Source organism: Pseudomonas sp. A014 (assembly GCF_052378495.1).
Classification (GTDB): domain Bacteria; phylum Pseudomonadota; class Gammaproteobacteria; order Pseudomonadales; family Pseudomonadaceae; genus Aquipseudomonas; species Aquipseudomonas machongensis.
In genome coordinates this window covers 401816-421649 of the sequence record NZ_CP199001.1, presented here as the reverse complement: position 1 = coordinate 421649, position 19834 = coordinate 401816, and the positions used below count along the sequence as shown (strand labels likewise).

Genomic DNA, 19834 nt, shown 5'->3' with positions numbered 1-19834 from the left:
ATGCGCCTGTGGGAGCGGGTTTACCCGCGAACAAACCAGGCACACTTGCGTGGCTTGGTTGATTCGCGGGTAAACCCGCTCCCACAGGGACTTGGCCGACGGTTATGCAGTCAGGCGTAGGTATCGATGAACCGACCGAGCATTTCGTCGGAGGCCTTGGCGACTTTCACGCCGAGTTCGACTTCGTGCTTGCCCAGGGCGAGCTGCACGGTACTGGTGGCCAAGTCTTGCTGTTGGCTGCGGTCTACACCACGCAGGCGCTCGGCCTGATAGCTGGTGGACTGGCTGGCGCCTGCGCGCTCGACGCCATTGCTGGCGATCTGGCTGGCGGCCTGGTCGACGCGGTTCTGCCCGTTCTGGATGGCGCCGAGGCCTGCGTAGAAAGCAGAGCTGCCGGTGATTTCCATATCAGGACTCCACAAGACTGGGTGAGGGAAGAGGGCTCAATTAAAACAGCCCGCAAGGAAAATTACCCGTTTAAATCCTTAATAGCCCAGTGCCAGCTAATAGAATCAGGGCATTTTTCGTAACCGGATGTCCACCAATCGGTCAGTCAAGCAAGTCCAGGTCCAGATAACCGGCAACCGCCTCGGCTCCGGCAGACTTCAGCCACGGCACCCGCCCCAGGCATGGTGCCGGCAGGCGCTCGGCGAGGCTTGCCAGGTTTTCTTCAAGCCGCGCAGTGCGTGGATCGACGACATTGGCCACCCAGCCCGCCAGTTGCAGGCCATCGCGGGCGATGGCCTCGGCACTGAGCAGCGCATGGTTGATGCAACCCAGGCGCACCCCCACCACCAGGATCACCGGAAGCTTCAAGGCAACCGCCAGGTCGGACAGGTTGGCATGATCGGACAACGGCACCCGCCAGCCACCCGCCCCCTCGATCAGGGTGAAGTCGGCGCCGTGCGCCAGTACTTGCTGCATGGCGTCACGCAGTGTCGGCACGCTCAGTGCCACGCCGGCTTCGCGCGCGGCCACATGCGGGGCGATGGCCGGTTCGAAGGCGAAGGGATTGACCTGCTCATAGGGCAGCTTGATCGAGCTTTCGTCGATCAGCGCCAGCGCATCACTGTTGCGCAGCCCCTTGGGGCTGACCGTGCATCCGGACGCCACAGGCTTGGCAGCCAGCGTGCTACGCCCAAGGTTATGTGCTGCACGCAACAGCCCGGCGGCGATGGTGGTCTTGCCGACATCGGTGTCGGTACCGGCGATGAAATAGGCCTGGCTCATGTCACTCCTCTTCGCCTCTACGCAACACCCCATAGACCACCTGATAGGTGGCAGGCAGACCTTGGTCGTCACGGAACTGCTCATAGGCCTGCAGCAGCCCCTGCATGCGTGCACGCCCGGTCAGGCCCGACGGGCGCCCGGGATTCAGGTTGTGCGCACCCAGCGCCTTGAGTTCGTGGGTCAGGCTGCGCACATCCGGGTAGTGCAGTACGTGGGGCAGGCGCTCCAGCCCGAGCAGGGTCAGGCCGCTGTCGGCGCACAGGCGCTGGTAATCCTCGAAACCCCGGAAACGATTGACATGCACCAGCCCATCCACTGCCTGCCAGCTGGCACGCAACTCCTCCAGCGTGCCGACACACAGGCTGCTGAACGCCAGCACTCCGCCCGGTCGCAACACGCGCCGGGCCTCGGCCAGCACGCTGGAGAACTGGTCGCACCATTGCACTGCCAGGCTGGAGAACACCAGGTCGAAGGCGCCATCGCGCAGCGGCAGGCGCTCGGCATCACCGGCCACATGATGATGCGCCCCACCCTGCTCGCGGGCATGGCTCAACATGCCTTCGGCGATATCCACCGCCACGCCATGGGCAGCCTCGAAGCGCGCAGCCAGGGCGCGACTGAAATGGCCAGTGCCGCTGCCCAGGTCGAGCCAGCGGGTCGGCGCCATCGACGCCGGCAAGCGCGCGAGCAAAGCGTCACCCACCGCGCGCTGCAGGGCAGCGACGCTGTCATAGCTGGCCGCCGCGCGAGAGAACGAGGCCGCCACCTGGCGCTTGTCCGGCAGGGCGCCGGGCAGGATCGGGCGGGAAAGATCAGTCATCACCACTCTCATGCAAGAAACTCTTGATACCCGCCGCCAGCTCCTGTGGGTACTCCAGCAGGAACGCGTGGGAACTCTCTTCGACCAGGCCGACTTCAACATCCGGCAGCAGCTCGCTGAGCGCCTTGGCCGCATCCGCCGGCACCAGTGCATCGCTGCCGGCGAACAGGTGCAACTGTGGGCCGCCGTACTGCTCGAGCGCCTGGCGGGTATCCAGCTTGGCCAACACTTGCAAGCCGGTGGCCAGGTACAAGGGATCGGTGTCCGGCACGCCCACGCCGAGCTGGCGCAGCAAGGTGCGGGGTTGCTGCGCACCCTCGCTGCACAGCGTGCGAAATCGCTTGAGGGTGACCTGCGTGTGGCTGCGACAACCATCAAGGAAGGTGCCGAAAGTGTGTTCGGCCATGCCGTGGGGCCAGTCGTGGCGGGCCACGAAACTCGGATTGCTGGCCAGCGTCAGCAGGCCACAGCAATGGTCGCCACGCTTGTGCGCCAAGGCGCTGGCAAGCATGCCGCCCAACGACCAGCCACCCAGCCAGACATCCGTCGGCAGCTTGCGGTCGAGGTGATCGACCCAGGCCTGGACGTCAGCATCAGGCAGCTCCGGCAACGCTGCCAGATCGACCTGCAGGCGTGGATCCTGCGCCCGCAGGCTGGCAGCCAGGGGTTCCAGTGAAGCGGTGCCCAGCCCCCAGCCGGGCAAGAGGATCAGTCGGTTACGCATCGGCGGACTCCAGCTGTGCATGACACTCGGCCAATGCATTCAACAATAGCTGGACCTGCGCCTCGCTGTGCGCGGCGCTCAAGGTTACGCGCAGGCGCGCACTGCCGACCGGTACGGTTGGTGGGCGGATCGCGGTGACCAGCAGACCCCGCGCGCGCAGCATCTTCGACAGCGTCAATGCCCGCGCCGCATCGCCGACCAGGATCGGCTGGATCGCGGTCGGGCTGTCCATCAACGCCAGGCCGATCTGCTGCGCGCCCTGGCGGAACTGGCGGATCAACGCGCCAAGGTGCTCGCGCCGCCAGCGTTCGTCACGCAGCAGTTGCAGGCTTTTCAGCGTTGCACAGGCCAGTGCCGGCGGCTGACTGGTGGTGTAGATATAAGGACGGGCGAACTGCACCAGCGCCTCGATCAGGTCATCGCTGCCCGCGACGAACGCGCCGGCAGTACCGCAGGCCTTGCCGAGCGTGCCGATCAGCACCGGCACCTGATCGATGCCCAACCCGAAGTGCTCGACGATACCGCCACCATTGGTGCCCAGCGTGCCGAAACCATGGGCATCGTCGACCATCAGCCAGGCGCCGTGTGGACGCACCACCGTCGCCAGGGCAGGCAGGTCGGCAAGATCACCGTCCATGCTGAACACGCCATCGGTGACTACCAGCGTGTCACCGACCGCTTTATCCAGGCGACTCGCCAGGCTGGCCGGATCGTTGTGCAGGTAGCGGCTGAAGCGGGCGCCGCTGAGCAGCCCGCCGTCGAGCAACGAGGCATGGTTGAGACGATCCTGCAACACCGTATCGCCCTGCCCCACCAGCGCGGTGATGGCGCCGAGGTTGGCCATGTAGCCGGTGGTGAACAGCAGCGCACGCGGGCGTCCGGTCAACTCGGCGATGGCCTCTTCGACCTCGTGGTGCGCAGTACTGTGGCCGACCACCAGGTGCGAGGCACCGCCACCGACACCCCAGCGCTCGGCACCGGCACGCCAGGCGGCGGTCACTTCCGGGTGATTGGCCAGCCCGAGATAATCGTTGCTGCAGAACGCCAGCAGACGCTGCCCATCGACCACCACCTCCGGGCCTTGCGGGCTCTGCAACAGGGGGCGGCGCCGATACAGGTCCGCGGCGCGCCGTTCGGCCAGGCGCGCCGCCAGATCGAAGGCCATGATCAGACCGAAGCGGCGTCGTAGAACATCTCGCTGCTGCGCTGCTCGACCAGCGCCTGCTCGATGGCCGCCTGGTGCACTTCGTCGGCGTGCTCCTCACGCTCTTCGGGCTTGATGCCCAGACGCGCGAACAGCTGCATGTCCTTGTCTGCCTGCGGGTTGGCGGTGGTCAGCAGTTTCTCGCCGTAGAAGATCGAGTTGGCGCCAGCCATGAAGGCCAGGGCCTGCATCTGCTCGTTCATCTGTTCACGACCAGCAGACAGGCGCACGTGCGACTTGGGCATGAGGATCCGCGCGACAGCGAGCATGCGGATGAAATCGAACGGATCGACGTCTTCTGCGTTGGCCAGCGGCGTACCGGCAACCTTCACCAGCATGTTGATCGGCACCGACTCCGGGTGCTCGGGCAGGTTGGCGAGCTGGATCAGCAGGCCTGCGCGGTCGTCCAGCGACTCGCCCATGCCGAGAATGCCGCCGGAGCAGATCTTCATCCCGGCATCACGTACGTAGGCAAGGGTCTGCAGGCGCTCGCTGTAGGTGCGGGTGGTGATGATGCTGGTGTAGAAGTCCGGCGAGGTATCGAGGTTGTGGTTGTAGTAGTCCAGACCCGCCTGGGCGAGTGCCTGGGTCTGGTCCTGATCGAGCTTGCCGAGGGTCATGCAGGTTTCCAGGCCCATGGCCTTGACCCCTTTGACCATCTCCAGCACGTAGGGCATATCCTTGGCGGAGGGATGCTTCCACGCGGCGCCCATGCAGAAGCGAGTCGAGCCGATGGCCTTGGCCCGGGCAGCCTCTTCCAGCACCTTCTGCACTTCCATCAACTTCTGTTTTTCCAGCCCGGTGTTGTAGTGGCCGGACTGCGGACAATATTTGCAATCTTCGGGGCAGGCACCGGTCTTGATCGACAGCAGCGTCGAGACCTGCACGCGGTTCGGGTCGAAGTGCGCGCGATGCACGGTCTGCGCCTGGAACAACAGGTCGTTGAATGGCTGCTCGAACAGCGCCCTGACCTCGGCCAGGGACCAGTCGTGACGTGTTGTTGCATTTGTGCTGGCGCTCATCGGCGTTTCCTTATCTAGGCTCTGACAGGCGCCGGGACAGGAAAGCCCGCAGCGCTTCACGGATAGCTCGCATAGTCAGGGAAGGCCCATGCACTGTCAACCAAACATAAAAACACTGGTTTACAACTGGCTAAATATTGAACAAATCTGTTTGCTTTGCGATGAGCCTGCGCAACAGGCATATCCCTTGTGTCCGGCCTGCGAGCATGAGTTGCCGTGGCTCGACGACCAGTGCACGCGCTGTGCGCTGCCCCTGGCGATGCGGGCGTTGACCTGTGGGCAGTGCAGCCGCAGGCCACCGCCGTTCGAACGGGTCATTGCGCCGTGGCATTACGGGTATCCGCTGGACGCTGTGATCAGCCGCTTCAAGCACCGCAGCCAGTGGCCGCTGGGGCGGTTGCTGGCAGATCTGCTGGCACAAGCCCTGCAGCACCGCTATGACGAAGGCCTGACAAAACCCGACCAACTGTTGCCCGTGCCACTGGCTGCACGTCGACTGCGCCAACGCGGCTTCAACCAGGCCGCCATGCTCGCACGCTGGCTATCGAGCCAGTTGCACATCCCCTGCGACGAGCGCGTGCTGCTGCGCCCACGTGACACCGCGGCGCAGCAGACTCTCGACGCCAAAGCGCGCTGGCGCAACTTGCGCCAGGCCTTCACCGTCGCACCGCACGCCACGCTCGACGGGCGCCATGTGGCCCTGGTCGACGACGTGCTGACCACCGGTGCCACTGCCCGCGCGCTGGCGAGCCTGCTGCGCAAGGCCGGGGCGCGCCGGGTCGATGTGTACTGCCTGGCACGCACGCCCAGGCCTGGGCAGGGTTGACTAGACTCGGTCTCGAAGGCACTTTCGCCGCATCACACCGCCGGTAACCTGCCCAATGTCCTTGCCCGCCCTGCTTGCCCAGCACATCTTCCGTCGTCCGCAGCGCATCGCCCTGCTGCAGCACATCGCTGAACAAGGCTCGATCACCCGCGCCGCCAAGGCGGCCGGGATCAGCTACAAGAGCGCCTGGGATGCCATCGACGAGCTCAACAACCTCGCAGCGCAGCCGTTGGTCGAGCGCAGTGCCGGCGGGCGTGGCGGTGGCGGTGCCAAGCTGTCGACGGAGGGCGCAAGGGTCTTGCGCCTGTATCAGCGCATCCAGGCGTTGCAGAGCGAAATCCTCGAATCCACCGAAGAACACAGCGACCTCGACCTGCTCGGCCGCCTGATGCTGCGCACCAGCGCTCGCAATCAGTTGCGCGGGCAGATCAGCGGGCTGCGCCGCGAGGGGCGTTACGACAGGGTCAGCCTGGCACTGGGCAGCGGGCTGGAAATCGATGCGCTGATCACACCGGACAGTACCGAACGGCTGGAGCTGGCCCTGGGAAGCACGGTGGTGGCCCTGCTCAAGGCCGGATGGGTGAAAGTGCTGGCTGACGGTGATCAGCCGGACGCCGAGAGCAATTGCCTGCACGCCCAGGTGGAAGAAGTACTGGCCAATGAAGGCGGCAGCAGTGAAATGCGGCTGGCGCTGGAGAACGGACAGACGCTGTGCGCCTTTGCCGAACCGCAATGGCTGCAGCACCAGGCAGTCGCGGCAGGCAGCAAGGTGCGAGCGCAGTTTCATCCTTCGTTCGTGCTGCTGGGGGTGCCGGTGTAGCGCGCAATGCGTTGGAGCGGGCTCGCACCGCGATCACCCGAAGCGGCTACCTGGCAGGCGACGTGATGGGCCTGAAGCATTGTAGTGGCTGGTTTACGGCCGCTTCGCGCCCGATCGCGGGACGAGCCCGCTCCCACACGAATGCTGGGAGCGTTGGCACCTGAAGCCGCCATGGAATGCGTTACCATGCCGCGCATGCATTCCCCTGCCGGAGCTCCCATGTCCCACCCCTTCGATACCCTCACCCCCGACCTGGTCCTGGACGCCGTCGAAAGCCTGGGCTTTCTCAGCGATGCCCGGGTGCTGGCGCTCAACAGTTATGAGAACCGCGTCTATCAGGTGGGCATCGAAGGTGAACAACCGCTGATCGCCAAGTTCTACCGCCCCGGGCGCTGGAGCGATACAGCCATCCTCGAGGAACACAGCTTCAGCTTCGAACTCGCCGAGCACGAGGTGCCGGTCGTCGCCCCGCTTCAGCATGAAGGTCGCAGCCTGTTCGAGCACCAGGGCTTTCGCTTCACCTTGTTCCCCCGCCGCGGCGGCCATGCGCCCGAACCTGGCAACCTCGATCAGTTGTATCGCCTCGGGCAATTGCTCGGACGCCTGCATGCCGTCGGCGCCACGCGCCCCTTTGAGCATCGCGAAACGCTGGCTGTGGACAACTTTGGCCATGCCTCGCTCAAGACCCTGCTCGACGGCGATTTCGTCCCGCGCGAGTTGCTGCCGGCGTTCGAATCCGTGGCCCGCGACCTGCTCAAGCGGGTCGAGGATATCTACCAACGCACGCCCTTCGAGGCGATCCGCCTGCATGGCGACTGTCACGCTGGCAACCTGATGCACCGCGACGACGTCTACCACGTCGTCGATCTCGACGACTGCCGCATGGGGCCGGCAGTGCAGGACCTGTGGATGATGCTGGCCGGCAGCCGCGAAGAGCGCCTGACGCAGTTGGCCGAACTGATCGACGGATACAACGAGTTCCACGATTTCGACCCGCGCCAACTGGCGCTGATCGAGCCGCTGCGCGCCCTGCGCCAGTTGCATCACAGCGCCTGGCTGGCACGGCGCTGGGACGACCCCGCGTTCCCGCGCAGCTTCCCCTGGTTCGGCCAGCCACGCTACTGGGGCGACCAGATCCTGGCCCTGCGCGAGCAGATGGCGGCGCTGGATGAAGCACCACTCAAATTGTTCTAGTTGCAAGGCGCCAGCTGTCTACAATAGGCGCCGCGATATCAGCTGCCAAAGCAAGGAATCTGCATGCACGCCGCAAACCCGCAGCGCGGGTACATCCTGGGCCTCAGCGCCTACATCATCTGGGGGCTGTTCCCCCTCTACTTCAAAGCCATCCAGAGCGTCCCGGCGGTGGAGATCATCGTCCACCGGGTACTGTGGTCGGCACTGTTCGGTTCGCTCCTGCTGCTGGTATGGAAACACCCAGGCTGGTGGCGCGAGCTGCGCGACAACCCGCGGCGCCTGGCGATACTGGCGCTGAGCGGCGCACTGATCGCAGGCAACTGGCTGACCTACGTGTGGGCCGTGAACAACGGGCGCATGCTCGAGGCCAGCCTGGGTTACTACATCAACCCATTGGTCAACGTGCTGCTGGGCATGCTCCTGCTGGGCGAACGCCTGCGCCGCCTGCAATGGCTGGCGGTCGGGTTGGCCGCAGCGGGGGTGGCGCAACAGGTGTGGCAGGTCGGTGGCCTGCCCTGGGTGTCGCTGGGGCTGGCGCTGTCGTTCGGTTTCTATGGCCTGATCCGCAAGCAGGCGCCGGTGGCGGCGCTGCCGGGATTGGTGGTGGAGACCTGGATGCTGGTGCCGTTGGCACTGGGCTGGCTGCTGCACCCGCAAGCCGACAGCGCCAACCTAGCATTCTTCAGCAGCAGCGAAGCGTTGTGGTTGATGGCTGCGGGACCGGTCACGCTGGTGCCGCTGGTGTGCTTCAACGCCGCCGCGCGCCACCTGCCCTACACCACCCTGGGCTTCCTGCAATACCTGGCGCCGACCCTGGTGCTGCTGCAGGCGGTGCTGCTGTTCGACGAGCACCTGTCCTCGAGTACCCTGATCGCCTTCATGTTCATCTGGGCGGGCCTGGCGATCTACAGCGTCGACGCCTGGCTGAGCCTGCGCAAACGCGCCTGATCAAAAAACGACCAAATCCATGCAGGCCACGGATCACGTGGCCTGCAGCAAGGTCTCCAGAGGTTATCCACACCCTGATCCCCGCGCTTTGTGCACAAGCCCCTGAAATATGGTCATTTTTTGCACAATCCGCTGCAGCCCGCGATCTATCGGGGCTGGCCTCGAGTACCCTCAGGTTATCCACAGGGGCTTCCCCGTTAAATCGGGATAACCCGCTATTCCTCCGGCCTTAGCTTCAACTCCACCATCAGGTCATCGGCGAGGCTTTCGAGCTTCTGCTGCAGGTCATCCAGCGACAAGGTCAGCGGCAATGCCAGCAAGGCATCGGCGTGGAACAGTGGCTCGCTGCTCATCGGTGCCGGGCGCACTTCGGTGCTCAAGCGCTCGAGGTTGACCCCCTGCTCCGCCAGCAACCGGGTGATATCGCGAACGATCCCGGGGCGGTCATTGCCCACCAGCTCCATCGCGATCGGTTTCCAGGTGCAGGACGGTTCGATGCCGCTCTCGGCAATCAGCACGCGGATCCCATGGTCGCCCAGCTTCTGCAGTGACTCGACCAGCTCGTCATAGTTTTCCGCCGGCACCGCCACCCGCAGGATACCGGCGAACTGCCCGGCCATGCGCGACATGCGGCTTTCCAGCCAGTTACCGCTGTGATCTGAGATGCACTGGGCGATGCGTTCGACCTGTCCGGCCTTGTCAGGGGCGATCACGGTGAGTACAAGATGATCCACGGGCCACTCCTCTACCTGCTCGTACAAGGGCATCGAATCAGTATAGGCAAGGCGCGGCAACCTGCCGCAGGGCAGACCGAGCAACAAATCGTGTACCGTTTAGAGATTTATCTGGAACAATCTACAGGTTTTTTGCGAACATACTGTCTCCCAGCGTGACCCCATGCGACCAATGGGTCGCACAACGACGCTTTTAGTCTGATGTTCACTCGCCTACTGCATCATGTAGTATGCGCCAGCGCGGACTACAAAACGTCGTTTGGATGTCTGCCAAGGCGCCTGTGAAAATACGCGAATCGCCCGCCAGCCTGTCTGGCAGGCCGCACCCAGCCGCGCTCGGGCTGCATGACGAGGGCATGTACTGGCCGCGTGTTTAGAGAAGCGCTACAGGCTTAATACAGAAGAGCGAAATAGCTGAGCAGAGTGAGGCAAGCAATGACTGGATACGTTCAAGTCGGTGGCCTTCAGGTCGCCAAGGTCCTGTACGACTTCGTCAACGACGAAGCCATTGCGGGGACCGGCATCGTCGCCGAGCAGTTCTGGGCCGGTGCAGAGAAGATCATCAACGACCTCGCTCCAAAGAACAAAGCCCTGCTCGCCAAGCGTGACGAGCTGCAAGCCAAGATCGATGCCTGGCACCAGGCACGCCAGGGTCAGGCCCACGACGCCGCGACCTACAAAGCATTCCTCCAGGAAATCGGCTACCTGCTGCCACAAGCCGACGATTTCCAGGCCACCACGCAAAACGTCGACGAAGAAATCGCCCACATGGCCGGCCCGCAGCTGGTGGTGCCGGTGATGAACGCACGCTTCGCCCTGAACGCCGCCAACGCCCGCTGGGGCTCGCTGTATGACGCACTGTATGGCACCGACGCTATCAGCGAAGAAGGCGGCGCCGAAAAAGGCCAGGGCTACAACAAGGTACGCGGCGACAAAGTCATCGCCTTCGCCCGCGCCTTCCTCGATGAGGCCGCGCCCCTCGCTGCCGGCTCCCACGTCGATTCCACCGGCTATCGCATCGACGCCGGCAAGCTGATCGTCGCCCTCAAGGGCGGCAGCAACAGCGGCCTGCGCGACGACGCCCAGCTGATCGGTTTCCATGGCGACGCCGCAGCGCCGACAGCCGTGCTGCTCAAGCACAACGGCCTGCACTTCGAGATCCAGGTCGACGCCAGCACCCCGGTCGGCAGCACCGACGCCGCCGGCGTGAAAGACATCCTGATGGAATCGGCACTGACCACCATCATGGACTGCGAAGACTCTGTCGCCGCCGTCGATGCCGACGACAAGGTCGTCGTCTACCGCAACTGGCTGGGCCTGATGAAGGGCGACCTGGCCGAAAGCGTGACCAAGGGTGGCAAGACCTTCACCCGCACCATGAACCCCGACCGCGAGTACGCAGCGCCCAATGGCGGCAGCGTTACCCTGCACGGTCGTTCGTTGCTGTTCGTGCGTAACGTCGGTCACCTGATGACCAACCCGGCGATCCTCGATGCCCAGAGCAATGAAATTCCCGAAGGTATCCAGGACGCCCTGTTCACCAACCTCATCGCGCTGCACAACCTCAACGGCAACACCAGCCGCAAGAACACCCGTAGCGGCAGCGTGTACATCGTCAAGCCGAAGATGCACGGCCCTGAGGAAGTGGCGTTCGCCGCCGAGATCTTCAGCCGCGTCGAAGACCTGCTGGGCATGCCACGCAACACCGTCAAAGTGGGCATCATGGACGAGGAGCGCCGCACCACGGTCAACCTCAAGGCCTGCATCAAGTCGGCAGCCGAGCGCGTAGTGTTCATCAACACCGGTTTCCTCGACCGCACTGGCGATGAGATTCACACCTCGATGGAAGCCGGCGCCATGGTGCGCAAGGGCGCCATGAAGAGCGAGAAATGGATCGGCGCGTACGAAAACAACAACGTCGACATCGGCCTGGCGACTGGTCTGCAAGGCCGTGCCCAGATCGGCAAGGGCATGTGGGCCATGCCTGACCTGATGGCGGCGATGCTCGAACAGAAGATCGCCCACCCGCTGTCCGGCGCCAACACCGCCTGGGTCCCTTCGCCGACCGCCGCGACCCTGCACGCACTGCACTACCACAAGGTCGACGTCCAGGCGCGCCAGCGCGAGCTGGCCTCGCGTACCCCGGCCTCGGTGGACGACATCCTGACCATTCCGCTGGCGGCCAACACCCACTGGTCTGCCGACGAGATCCGCAACGAGCTGGACAACAACGCCCAAGGCATCCTCGGCTACGTCATACGCTGGATCGACCACGGTGTGGGCTGCTCGAAGGTGCCGGACATCAATAACGTCGGGCTGATGGAAGACCGCGCCACCCTGCGCATTTCCGCCCAGTTGCTGGCCAACTGGCTGCGTCATGGCATCGTCACCCAGGAGCAGGTGCTGGAAAGCCTCAAGCGCATGGCAGCGGTGGTCGACAAGCAGAACGCTGGCGACGCCCAGTACCGCCCGATGGCGCCGAACTTCGATGACAACATCGCGTTCCAGGCCGCGGTCGAGCTGGTCGTCGAGGGTGCGAAGCAGCCGAACGGCTATACCGAGCCGGTACTGCATCGCCGCCGTCGCGAGTTCAAGGCGCGTAACGGGCTGTAAGTTAGATCTACGACGGGGGTCGCTTTGCGGCCCAATCGCGGCACAAGGCCGCTCCCACAGGTACAGTGCACGGTTCGAAGCTTGCGCCGTACCTGTGGGAGCGGCCTTGTGCCGCGATTGGGATGCGAAGCAGCCCTAGTCCTGCATTACTCGATCTTCAATTCTCTTTTCACCAGCCCCAGCAATTTCCCCAGATCCACCGGTTTAAGCAGAAAATCCACCACCCCCAGGTGCATCGCGCCCACCGCCTCCTTCACATCGGTGTCACCCGACACCACGATGATCGACAACGCCGCCCGCTCCGACTTGCGAATCTGCCGTATCAGCTCCAGGCCATCCTCGGGCTCCATGCGCAGATCGGTGATCATCAGCGCGATGCGCGGTTCGTAGTGCAGCTTGAATATCGCCTCCTGCGCACCATCGGCCACCATGCAGTCGATGCCACGGCTTTTCAGGTACAGGCTCAGGGCCTCGCTGTTCACCGGGTTGTCGTCCACCACCAGCACCACCGGCCTGGGCGCCACTGGCGCGCTCACCACGGCCAACGCCTCGCGCTCGGCGTCACTCAGTATTTCGTCATGCTCAGCCATGGTCATCTCGTCAAAAAAATCTCGTGCTAGGTTTAGGACCGCGAAAACCGGCGTAGCCTACCCACCTTTCGTCGGATCCTTGACAGCGACGCTCACCGATAGACTTACGTCCAATGGGCATCCACGGGCAGCCAGCCGACCATGGAGGCCGAAAACAACAAAGCCGATACCTATAGATAGATATATATAGTTCGGCGTAGCGATACGGTCAGCTTCATGAGCAAAAAGGACGCCTACACCCAGGCCGGCAGGACAGCGGTGCTGCAGAACATCCAAGGTACGCTGCAGTTTCTGCAGCGCTTCCCGCCGTTCAATCAGATGGAACAGGGCCACCTCGCCTATCTGGTCGAGCAGTGCCAACTGCGCTTCTATGCCAGCGGCGAAAGCATCATCAAGCCCGCCGACGGGCCCGTGGAACACTTCTACATCGTCAAGCATGGCCGGGTGGTGGGCGAACGCCAACATGTCACCGGCCCCGGTGTGGAAACCACCTTCGAGATCGCCAGCGGCGAATGCTTCCCCCTGGCCGCACTGCTTGGCGAACGGGCCACGCGCACCGAACACCTGGCCGGCGAAGACACCTTCTGCCTGCAACTGAACAAGGCGGCGTTCATCCGCGTGTTCTCGTTGTCCGGCGTATTTCGCGACTTCGCCCTGCGCGGCGTCAGCAGCCTGCTCGACCAGGTCAACCAGCAGGTGCGCCAGCGCGCCGTGGAAACCCTGGGCACGCAGTATTCGCTCAATACACCGCTGGGCGAGCTGGCCATGCGTCATCCGGTGGTGTGCACGCCCGACACGCCGCTGCGCGACGCCGTACGGTCGATGCACGAACAACAGGTGGGGAGCATTGCCATCGTCGATGAGCAGCGCTTCCCCATCGGTATCTTCACCCTGCGCGACCTGCGTCAGGTGGTCGCCGACGCCAGCGCCGAGCTCAGCGCACCGATCGACCGGCACATGACCGTCGCACCGTTCTACCTCAGCCCCCAGGCCAGCGCCTTCGATGCCGCCATGGCGATGACCGAACGGCATATCGCGCACGTCTGCCTGGTGGACAACGGTCGCCTGTGCGGGGTGGTGTCCGAGCGCGACCTGTTCTCCCTGCAGCGGGTCGACCTGGTGCATCTGGCGCGCACCATCCGTCACGCGCCGCGCCTGGAAGTGCTGGTGGCATTGCGCGGCGAGATCGGCCAACTGGTCGAGCGCATGCTCGCCCATGGTGCTTCCTCGACGCAGATCACCCAGATCATCACCCTGCTCAACGACCATACCGTCTGCCGGGTAATCGAGCTGGCGCTGGCCGAACGCGGCGACCCCGGCGTGGCGTTCAGTTGGCTGTGCTTCGGCAGCGAGGGACGCCGCGAGCAGACCCTGCACACCGACCAGGACAATGGCATTCTCTTCGAGGCACGCGACAGCGCCGAAGCCGACGCCATTCGCGCGCGCCTGCTGCCACTGGCGCAATACATCAACCACAACCTCGCCCAGTGTGGCTTCACCCTGTGCAAGGGCAATGTCATGGCCGGCAACCCCGAGCTATGCCTGTCGCGTGCCGAATGGGCGCGGCGCTTTGCCGGTTTCATCCGCGAAGCCAGCCCGGAAAACCTGCTGGGTTCGAGCATCTACTTCGACCTGCGCGTGGTCTGGGGCGATGAGCAAGGCTGCGAAGCGCTTCGCCAGGGCATCCTCGCCCAGGTCGCCGACAACCGCATCTTCCAGCGCATGATGGCTGACAACGCCCTGCGCCAGCGCCCGCCGGTCGGGCGTCTGCGCGAGTTCGTGCTGACCCGTCAGGGCAACGACAAGGCCGCCACCCTCGACCTCAAGGTCCAGGGCCTGACACCCTTCGTCGATGGCGCCCGCCTGCTCGCCCTGGCCAACGGCATCGGTGCCAACAACACACTGGAACGCTTGCGCCAGCTGGTGGCCAAGGGCGTCATCGATGCCCTCGATGGCGCCGCCTTCGAAGAGGCCTATCACTTCATCCAGCAGACCCGCATGCAACAGCACCAGCGCCAGAGTCGCGATAACCTGGCCTACTCCAACCGCGTCGACCCGGACAGCCTCAACCATCTGGACCGCCGCATCCTGCGTGAATCGCTGCGCCAGGCCCAGCGCCTGCAAAGCAGCCTGGCGCAGCGGTACCAGCTATGAAGCTGTTCGCCTGGCTACGCTCCAGCGCACCGGCGCTCGACGAAGAACTGCGCCAGCGCCTGGCCGCGCTGCCAGGGCCAGCAGCGTACGGCGTGCAGCCTCTGCGCGAGCAGCGCTGGGTTGTACTGGACCTCGAAACCAGTGGTCTGAACCTCAACCGTGACCAGGTGCTGTCGATCGGTGCCGTGGCCATCGAGGACGGCGGTATCGACCTGGGCCGCCAGTTCGAACGCACCTTGCACCGTCCCGAACAGAAGACCAACGCCAGCGTGCTTATTCACGGCCTGGGGCCCAGCGCACTGGCGGCAGGCAGCGACCCGGCCGAAGCGCTGGTGGACTTGCTGGAGTTCATCGGCGACAGCCCGGTACTGGCCTTTCACGCGCCGTTCGACCAGGGCATGCTCGGGCGCGCCTTGAAGGAAACCCTCGGCTATCGCCTGCAACATGTCTTCATCGATGTGGCGGAACTGGCACCGATGCTCAACCCCGACACCGTGCTACGTGAGGCAGGCCTGGACGACTGGGTGGCACGCTTCGGCCTTGAGGTACAGGCGCGCCATCATGCCAGTGCCGACGCCCAGGTCACCGCAGAGCTGGCCTTGATCCTGTTCAGCCAGGCACGACGCCAGCAACTGGACAGCCCGCTGCAACTGGAACAGCGGCTGAGGCAGTGGCGGCGGCGCGCCGTGCACAGCCATGGCCTGTAGGCAGGCGCTGGCCTTTTCGCGGATAAACCCGCGCCCACAGGCATTCTGACCAGCGTCAATTGCATCTCCCCGCCCTCCTCTGCCACAATCGCGAATCATTATCGTTATATAACGCATTCTTCCCCGGGGAACGCCCTTGTCCTCTGCGCACAGCCCACATGCCGAGCTGGTCGGCAGCCTGTACCGCGACCACCGCAGCTGGCTGCTGGCCTGGCTGCAGCGCAGCACGGCTTGCCGCCAGCGCGCCGAAGACCTCAGCCAGGACACCTTCGTGCGCCTGCTCGGCCGCGAACAGTTGATCGCGCCTCGCGAACCCCGCGCGTTTCTCGTCGCGGTGGCCAAGGGGCTGCTGTTCGACCATTTCCGCCGCGCCGCCCTGGAGCAGGCGTACCTTGCCGAGCTGTCGCTGCTGCCTGAAGCAGAGCAGCCTTCGCCAGAAACCCAGCACCTGATCCTCGAAGACCTCAAGGCCATCGACCGCCAGCTGGGCAAACTGTCGAGCAAGGCACGCACCGCGTTCCTGTACAACCGTCTGGACGGCATGGGCCATGCCGAGATCGCCGAACGCCTGGGTGTGTCGGTGTCGCGAGTGCGCCAGTACATTGCCCAAGGCATGCGCCAGTGCTACGTGGCGTTGTACGGGGAGCCGACGTGAGCAATACGCCGGTCTCGGCCAAGGTCCTGGAAGCCGCCATTGCGTGGAAACTTTGCCTGGAGGGCGGCGACGGCACCGCCGATGAGCGCAACGAATTCACGCGCTGGCACGCCGCCAGCGAGGAACATGCGCGCGCCTGGTTCCAGCTTGGCATGCTCGACCAACGTGTGGGCGCGGCTGCAGGTCCCGCCCGCCACGCCCTGCTGCAGTCTCGCGCCGGCCTGCGCCAGCGGGTTGGCAAGCTCGGTGGCGGGCTGGCCGGGATGCTCCTGCTCGGTGGCCTGCTGGCCTGGATCGGCGCCCCTTCGCTGGCACCCAGCTACTGGCTGGCTGATCAACGCACCGGGACCGGAGAGCTGCGTACCCTGCGCCTGGAGGACGGCACACTGCTGAGCCTGGCCACCCACACCGCAGTCGATATCGACTACGAGGGCGAACAACGAGTGATCGTGCTGCACCAGGGGGAGATCTCCGTGGAAACCGGCCACGACGACCCTCGCCCGTTGTGGGTGCGCACCGACGATGGGCGGCTGCGTCCGCTGGGCACGCGCTTCCTGGTCAAACGCGAAACTGCCGGCACACGCCTTGAAGTGCTGCAGGCCCAGGTAGCTGCGCAACCGAGCAACACGGGCAACGAAGAAGTGCTGAACGAGGGCCAGCAAGTCTTGATGCACAGCAACGGCCTCGGCCTGATCGGCCCGGTCAGCGCCGGTGCCGACGCCTGGACCCGGGGCATGCTGGTGGTGGACAACGTGCGCCTGGCGGACCTGGTGACCGAGCTCGGTCGTTATCGCAGCGGGCACCTGGGGGTGTCGGATGAAGTCGCCAACCTGCGCGTGACCGGCAGCTTCCCGCTAACGGATACCGACCTGGCGCTGGCTTCGCTGGTGCCGGCCTTGCCGGTGAAGATCGAACGGCGGACGCCCTGGTGGGTGACCGTCGGGCCGCGGTGAATCAGTACCGACCCTATCGTTCTTCACATCGGTGATAACCCCAGACAAAAAAATCTCCACCCCCCTGTCACTTTCCAAATCTCGCTCGGCAAGGAAGCAGTTAGCACTTATCCGTCTAGGAGCCACTGCATGTCCCGTGCTGTCGAGTCTTACCTGCGTCCCAGCCTGATGGCCCTGGCCATCGGCCTTGCCACCCCTCTGGTCAGCCCCATGCTGCTGGCTGCCGAGCAGTCCAGCGTGCGGGCCTACGACCTGCCCAGCGCCGCGTTGTCCACCACGCTGAACCAGATCGCCAGCCAGGGCGGAATCGCCCTGGCCCTGGACCCGGCGTTGGTCAACGGCCGCACTTCGGCCCCGGTCAGCGGCCAGTACGACGCTCTCGGCGCACTGCACGCCGCCCTGCGTGGCACCGGCCTGCAACTGCAGCAGAGCAGCGCCGGCAGCTACAGCCTGGTGGCCGCCCCGGAAGGCAGCGTGTCCCTGCCGGAAACCGCGATCAACGCCAACACTGAATACGAGAGTGCCTGGGGCGCGGTCAGCGGCTACATCGCCACCCGCACCGCCGCCGGCACCAAGACCGATACCCCCGTGGTCGAGACCCCGCGCTCGCTATCGGTGATCACCCGCCAGCAGCTCGACGACCGCCAAGTGCTCAACCTCAACGACGCCTTGCGCTACACCGCCGGTGTGCAGAGCAGCGGCTACGGCTCCGACTCGCGCGCCGACTGGCTGCGCGTGCGCGGCTTCGACCCAACCCAGTTCCTCGATGGCCTGCCGCTGCCCAAGGGATCGTTCGCCAACCCGAAGATCGAGCCCTGGAACTTGGAACGCATCACCGTGCTGCGCGGCCCGGCATCTTCGGTGTACGGCCAGACCCCGCCAGGCGGCATGCTCGACATGGTCAGCCGCCGCCCGCAAGCCGAGAGCGCGCACCAGGTCGAAGCCCAGGTCGGCAGCAACGAGCACAAGCAGATCAACTTCGACAGCACCGGCAAGATCGACAACGCGGGCCAGTTCCTCTACCGCGTCAGTGGCACCGTGCGTGACAGCAATGCCCCGGTCGACCACATTCCGGACAAACGCTATAACATCGCCCCAAGCCTGACCTGGAATATCAACGACGACACCAAGCTGACCTTCCTGTCGCAATACACCCGCGACGATACCGGCATTACCGGGCAGTTTCTGCCACTACAGGGCACCAAGCTGTCCTCGCCAGTAGGCAAGATTTCCCACCACAAGAACCTCGGCGAGCCGGACTGGGACTTCTACGACCGCACCTACTACGCTCTGGGCTACGCGTTCGAACACCGCTTCAACGACACATGGCAGTTCCGCCAGAACCTGCGCTACACCAAGAGCGACCTGTCGTTCCAGGCGGTCAACGTGAACACCTTCAACAGTGTCGACGCTAACGGCAACGTCAACCGCGAGTCGGGCATCGTCAACGAAGACATCAGCCAGTTCGCCGTGGACAACAACTTCCAGGCTAACTTCCAGACCGGTGCCATCGACCACACCCTGCTGCTGGGCCTGGACCACCAACGCTCGAACACCAACTACCAGTGGCTTTACGGCATGGGTGTGCCGCCGATCAACGTGGTGCGCCCGGTGTATGGCGCAGACATGTCGCAGGTCACCTACTTTGCCTTGCAGGACTTCGGTCAAAAGACCCGCCAGACCGGCCTCTACGTGCAGGACCAGATGGCCTTGGACAACTGGCGCCTGACACTCGGCGGGCGTGAGGATTGGGTTCACACCGGCACCGTGTTCCACAACAGCAACGACGCCACCAGCACCGAGCGCGACAAGGCCTTCAGCGGCAACATCGGCCTGAGCTACGTATTCGACAACGGCATCACCCCATACTTCTCCTACACCGAGTCGTTCCAGCCGGCCATCGGTGCCAACGTCAGTTCCACCACCTCGTTCAAGCCTACCGAAGGACGCCAGTACGAGGTCGGGGTGAAGTTCCAGCCGGTCGGGAGTCAAACCCTGCTTACTGCGGCGGTGTACGATCTGCGCCAGAAGAACGTGAACGTCACCGAAGGCAGCATCACCCGTCAGGTCGGTCAGTTGCAGGTGCGTGGCCTGGAGCTGGAGGCGACCAGCCAGCTGACCGAGAACCTCAAGACCATCGCCTCGTACACCTACACCGATACCGAGATTCTCAAAGGTAACGACAAGGGCAACCGCATGGCGCTGATACCCCGCAACCAGGCAACCCTGTGGGCCGACTACACCTGGCACCAGGGGTTGCTGGATGGCTTCGGCATCGGCGGTGGCGTACGTTACGTGGGCGACACCTACGGCAACACCGCCAACACCGACCTGGGGCACGTGGGCTCATACACCGTCTACGATGCGTCGGTGCACTACGACCTGGGGCGCCTGGACAACAGCATGAAAGGGCTGACCGTGGCGGTGGAAGCCAAGAACGTGTTCAACAAGGAATACCTGTCGAACTGTGATGGTTTCTGGTGCTACTACGGCGATGAGCGCAACGTAGTAGTCAGCGCCAACTACAAGTTCTGAGTGACGCATCGCGGGGCAAGCCCGCTCCTACAGGTACACGACGATCCTGTGGGAGCGGGCTTGCCCCGCGATTGCGTCCTGAAAAACAGCACAAGCTGCAAAGGC

The 19834-nt window shown here is 64.3% G+C and carries 18 protein-coding genes; 10 read left to right on the top strand and 8 right to left on the bottom strand.

All coding sequences use genetic code 11. The features are described from left to right. Nucleotides 1–110 precede the first annotated feature (110 nt). The 6 genes from ACTYOL_RS01980 to bioB form a co-directional block, all read right to left on the bottom strand. Entirely contained in the window at nt 111–407 is a 297-nt protein-coding gene (locus ACTYOL_RS01980; RefSeq protein WP_063542348.1) for a hypothetical protein, read from the bottom strand. Nucleotides 408–549: 142 nt separating this feature from the next. Next, nucleotides 550–1230: a dethiobiotin synthase gene (bioD, locus tag ACTYOL_RS01975; RefSeq protein WP_444757474.1), complete on the bottom strand. Its 681-nt coding sequence runs from the start codon at nt 1228–1230 to the stop codon at nt 550–552. A 1-nt stretch (nt 1231) separates the two neighbouring features. Beyond that, nucleotides 1232–2050, bottom strand: a complete 819-nt coding sequence (gene bioC, locus ACTYOL_RS01970) for a malonyl-ACP O-methyltransferase BioC (RefSeq protein WP_323452637.1) — start codon at nt 2048–2050, stop codon at nt 1232–1234. Beyond that, on the bottom strand, nt 2043–2774 hold the full coding sequence (locus ACTYOL_RS01965; protein WP_444757473.1) for an alpha/beta fold hydrolase: 732 nt from the start codon (nt 2772–2774) through the stop codon (nt 2043–2045). The genes bioC and ACTYOL_RS01965 overlap by 8 nt, the downstream gene beginning before the upstream one ends. Continuing rightward, nucleotides 2767–3939 (bottom strand): 8-amino-7-oxononanoate synthase, encoded by a 1173-nt coding sequence (gene bioF, locus ACTYOL_RS01960; protein WP_444757472.1) that lies wholly within the window; start codon nt 3937–3939, stop codon nt 2767–2769. The genes ACTYOL_RS01965 and bioF overlap by 8 nt, the downstream gene beginning before the upstream one ends. Before the next feature lie 2 nt (nt 3940–3941). Further along, complete coding sequence (bioB, locus tag ACTYOL_RS01955) at nt 3942–5000, bottom strand: biotin synthase BioB (RefSeq protein WP_153772414.1); 1059 nt, start codon at nt 4998–5000, stop codon at nt 3942–3944. Nucleotides 5001–5088: 88 nt separating this feature from the next. Here bioB and ACTYOL_RS01950 point away from each other — a divergent pair, with 88 nt between their 5' ends. The 4 genes from ACTYOL_RS01950 (at nt 5089) to rarD (ending at nt 8788) form a co-directional block, all read left to right on the top strand. Further along, a complete protein-coding gene (locus ACTYOL_RS01950; protein ID WP_444757471.1) occupies nt 5089–5826 on the top strand; it encodes a double zinc ribbon domain-containing protein in 738 nt (245 codons plus the stop codon). 55 nt (nt 5827–5881) lie between these two features. After that, the gene (locus ACTYOL_RS01945; protein ID WP_153772416.1) at nt 5882–6646 is read left to right on the top strand and encodes a TOBE domain-containing protein; all 765 of its coding nucleotides are present in this window, start codon (nt 5882–5884) and stop codon (nt 6644–6646) included. 219 nt (nt 6647–6865) lie between these two features. Beyond that, on the top strand, nt 6866–7840 hold the full coding sequence (locus tag ACTYOL_RS01940; RefSeq protein ID WP_444757470.1) for a serine/threonine protein kinase: 975 nt from the start codon (nt 6866–6868) through the stop codon (nt 7838–7840). 63 nt (nt 7841–7903) lie between these two features. Further along, nucleotides 7904–8788, top strand: a complete 885-nt coding sequence (gene rarD / locus ACTYOL_RS01935; RefSeq protein WP_444757469.1) for an EamA family transporter RarD — start codon at nt 7904–7906, stop codon at nt 8786–8788. A gap of 215 nt (nt 8789–9003) precedes the next feature. Here the strand turns inward: rarD and ACTYOL_RS01930 are convergent, their stop codons facing one another. After that, nucleotides 9004–9522 (bottom strand): glycine cleavage system protein R, encoded by a 519-nt coding sequence (locus ACTYOL_RS01930; RefSeq protein WP_112897161.1) that lies wholly within the window; start codon nt 9520–9522, stop codon nt 9004–9006. 435 nt (nt 9523–9957) lie between these two features. Between ACTYOL_RS01930 and ACTYOL_RS01925 the strand changes: the two genes are divergently transcribed. Continuing rightward, complete coding sequence (locus tag ACTYOL_RS01925) at nt 9958–12135, top strand: malate synthase G (RefSeq protein ID WP_444757468.1); 2178 nt, start codon at nt 9958–9960, stop codon at nt 12133–12135. A 146-nt stretch (nt 12136–12281) separates the two neighbouring features. On the opposite strand, the gene ACTYOL_RS01920 is transcribed toward ACTYOL_RS01925, so the two are convergent. Beyond that, nucleotides 12282–12725 (bottom strand): response regulator, encoded by a 444-nt coding sequence (locus tag ACTYOL_RS01920; protein WP_444757467.1) that lies wholly within the window; start codon nt 12723–12725, stop codon nt 12282–12284. A 216-nt stretch (nt 12726–12941) separates the two neighbouring features. Here ACTYOL_RS01920 and ACTYOL_RS01915 point away from each other — a divergent pair, with 216 nt between their 5' ends. The 5 genes from ACTYOL_RS01915 (at nt 12942) to ACTYOL_RS01895 (ending at nt 19729) form a co-directional block, all read left to right on the top strand. Continuing rightward, complete coding sequence (locus ACTYOL_RS01915) at nt 12942–14879, top strand: putative nucleotidyltransferase substrate binding domain-containing protein (protein ID WP_444757466.1); 1938 nt, start codon at nt 12942–12944, stop codon at nt 14877–14879. After that, entirely contained in the window at nt 14876–15586 is a 711-nt protein-coding gene (locus ACTYOL_RS01910) for a 3'-5' exonuclease (RefSeq protein WP_153772419.1), read from the top strand. The genes ACTYOL_RS01915 and ACTYOL_RS01910 overlap by 4 nt, the downstream gene beginning before the upstream one ends. Before the next feature lie 136 nt (nt 15587–15722). Beyond that, nucleotides 15723–16241, top strand: a complete 519-nt coding sequence (locus ACTYOL_RS01905; RefSeq protein ID WP_065864524.1) for an RNA polymerase sigma factor — start codon at nt 15723–15725, stop codon at nt 16239–16241. Beyond that, nucleotides 16238–17194, top strand: a complete 957-nt coding sequence (locus ACTYOL_RS01900) for a FecR domain-containing protein (RefSeq protein ID WP_153772421.1) — start codon at nt 16238–16240, stop codon at nt 17192–17194. The genes ACTYOL_RS01905 and ACTYOL_RS01900 overlap by 4 nt, the downstream gene beginning before the upstream one ends. 129 nt (nt 17195–17323) lie before the next feature. Then, on the top strand, nt 17324–19729 hold the full coding sequence (locus tag ACTYOL_RS01895) for a TonB-dependent siderophore receptor (protein WP_444757465.1): 2406 nt from the start codon (nt 17324–17326) through the stop codon (nt 19727–19729). Nucleotides 19730–19834 lie beyond the last annotated feature (105 nt).

What these genes read in the sequence shown, in the direction of transcription:
- ACTYOL_RS01925 (WP_444757468.1), top strand. Translation starts at nt 9,958, where the DNA reads ATGACTGGATACGTTCAAGTCGGTGGCCTTCAGGTCGCCAAGGTCCTG.
- ACTYOL_RS01920 (WP_444757467.1), bottom strand. Translation starts at nt 12,725, where the DNA reads ATGGCTGAGCATGACGAAATACTGAGTGACGCCGAGCGCGAGGCGTTG.
- ACTYOL_RS01895 (WP_444757465.1), top strand. Translation starts at nt 17,324, where the DNA reads ATGTCCCGTGCTGTCGAGTCTTACCTGCGTCCCAGCCTGATGGCCCTG.
- bioF (WP_444757472.1), bottom strand. Translation starts at nt 3,939, where the DNA reads ATGGCCTTCGATCTGGCGGCGCGCCTGGCCGAACGGCGCGCCGCGGAC.
- ACTYOL_RS01950 (WP_444757471.1), top strand. Translation starts at nt 5,089, where the DNA reads ATGCACTGTCAACCAAACATAAAAACACTGGTTTACAACTGGCTAAAT.
- ACTYOL_RS01940 (WP_444757470.1), top strand. Translation starts at nt 6,866, where the DNA reads ATGTCCCACCCCTTCGATACCCTCACCCCCGACCTGGTCCTGGACGCC.
- ACTYOL_RS01945 (WP_153772416.1), top strand. Translation starts at nt 5,882, where the DNA reads ATGTCCTTGCCCGCCCTGCTTGCCCAGCACATCTTCCGTCGTCCGCAG.
- rarD (WP_444757469.1), top strand. Translation starts at nt 7,904, where the DNA reads ATGCACGCCGCAAACCCGCAGCGCGGGTACATCCTGGGCCTCAGCGCC.
- bioD (WP_444757474.1), bottom strand. Translation starts at nt 1,230, where the DNA reads ATGAGCCAGGCCTATTTCATCGCCGGTACCGACACCGATGTCGGCAAG.
- bioC (WP_323452637.1), bottom strand. Translation starts at nt 2,050, where the DNA reads ATGACTGATCTTTCCCGCCCGATCCTGCCCGGCGCCCTGCCGGACAAG.
- ACTYOL_RS01915 (WP_444757466.1), top strand. Translation starts at nt 12,942, where the DNA reads ATGAGCAAAAAGGACGCCTACACCCAGGCCGGCAGGACAGCGGTGCTG.
- ACTYOL_RS01965 (WP_444757473.1), bottom strand. Translation starts at nt 2,774, where the DNA reads ATGCGTAACCGACTGATCCTCTTGCCCGGCTGGGGGCTGGGCACCGCT.
- ACTYOL_RS01910 (WP_153772419.1), top strand. Translation starts at nt 14,876, where the DNA reads ATGAAGCTGTTCGCCTGGCTACGCTCCAGCGCACCGGCGCTCGACGAA.
- bioB (WP_153772414.1), bottom strand. Translation starts at nt 5,000, where the DNA reads ATGAGCGCCAGCACAAATGCAACAACACGTCACGACTGGTCCCTGGCC.
- ACTYOL_RS01980 (WP_063542348.1), bottom strand. Translation starts at nt 407, where the DNA reads ATGGAAATCACCGGCAGCTCTGCTTTCTACGCAGGCCTCGGCGCCATC.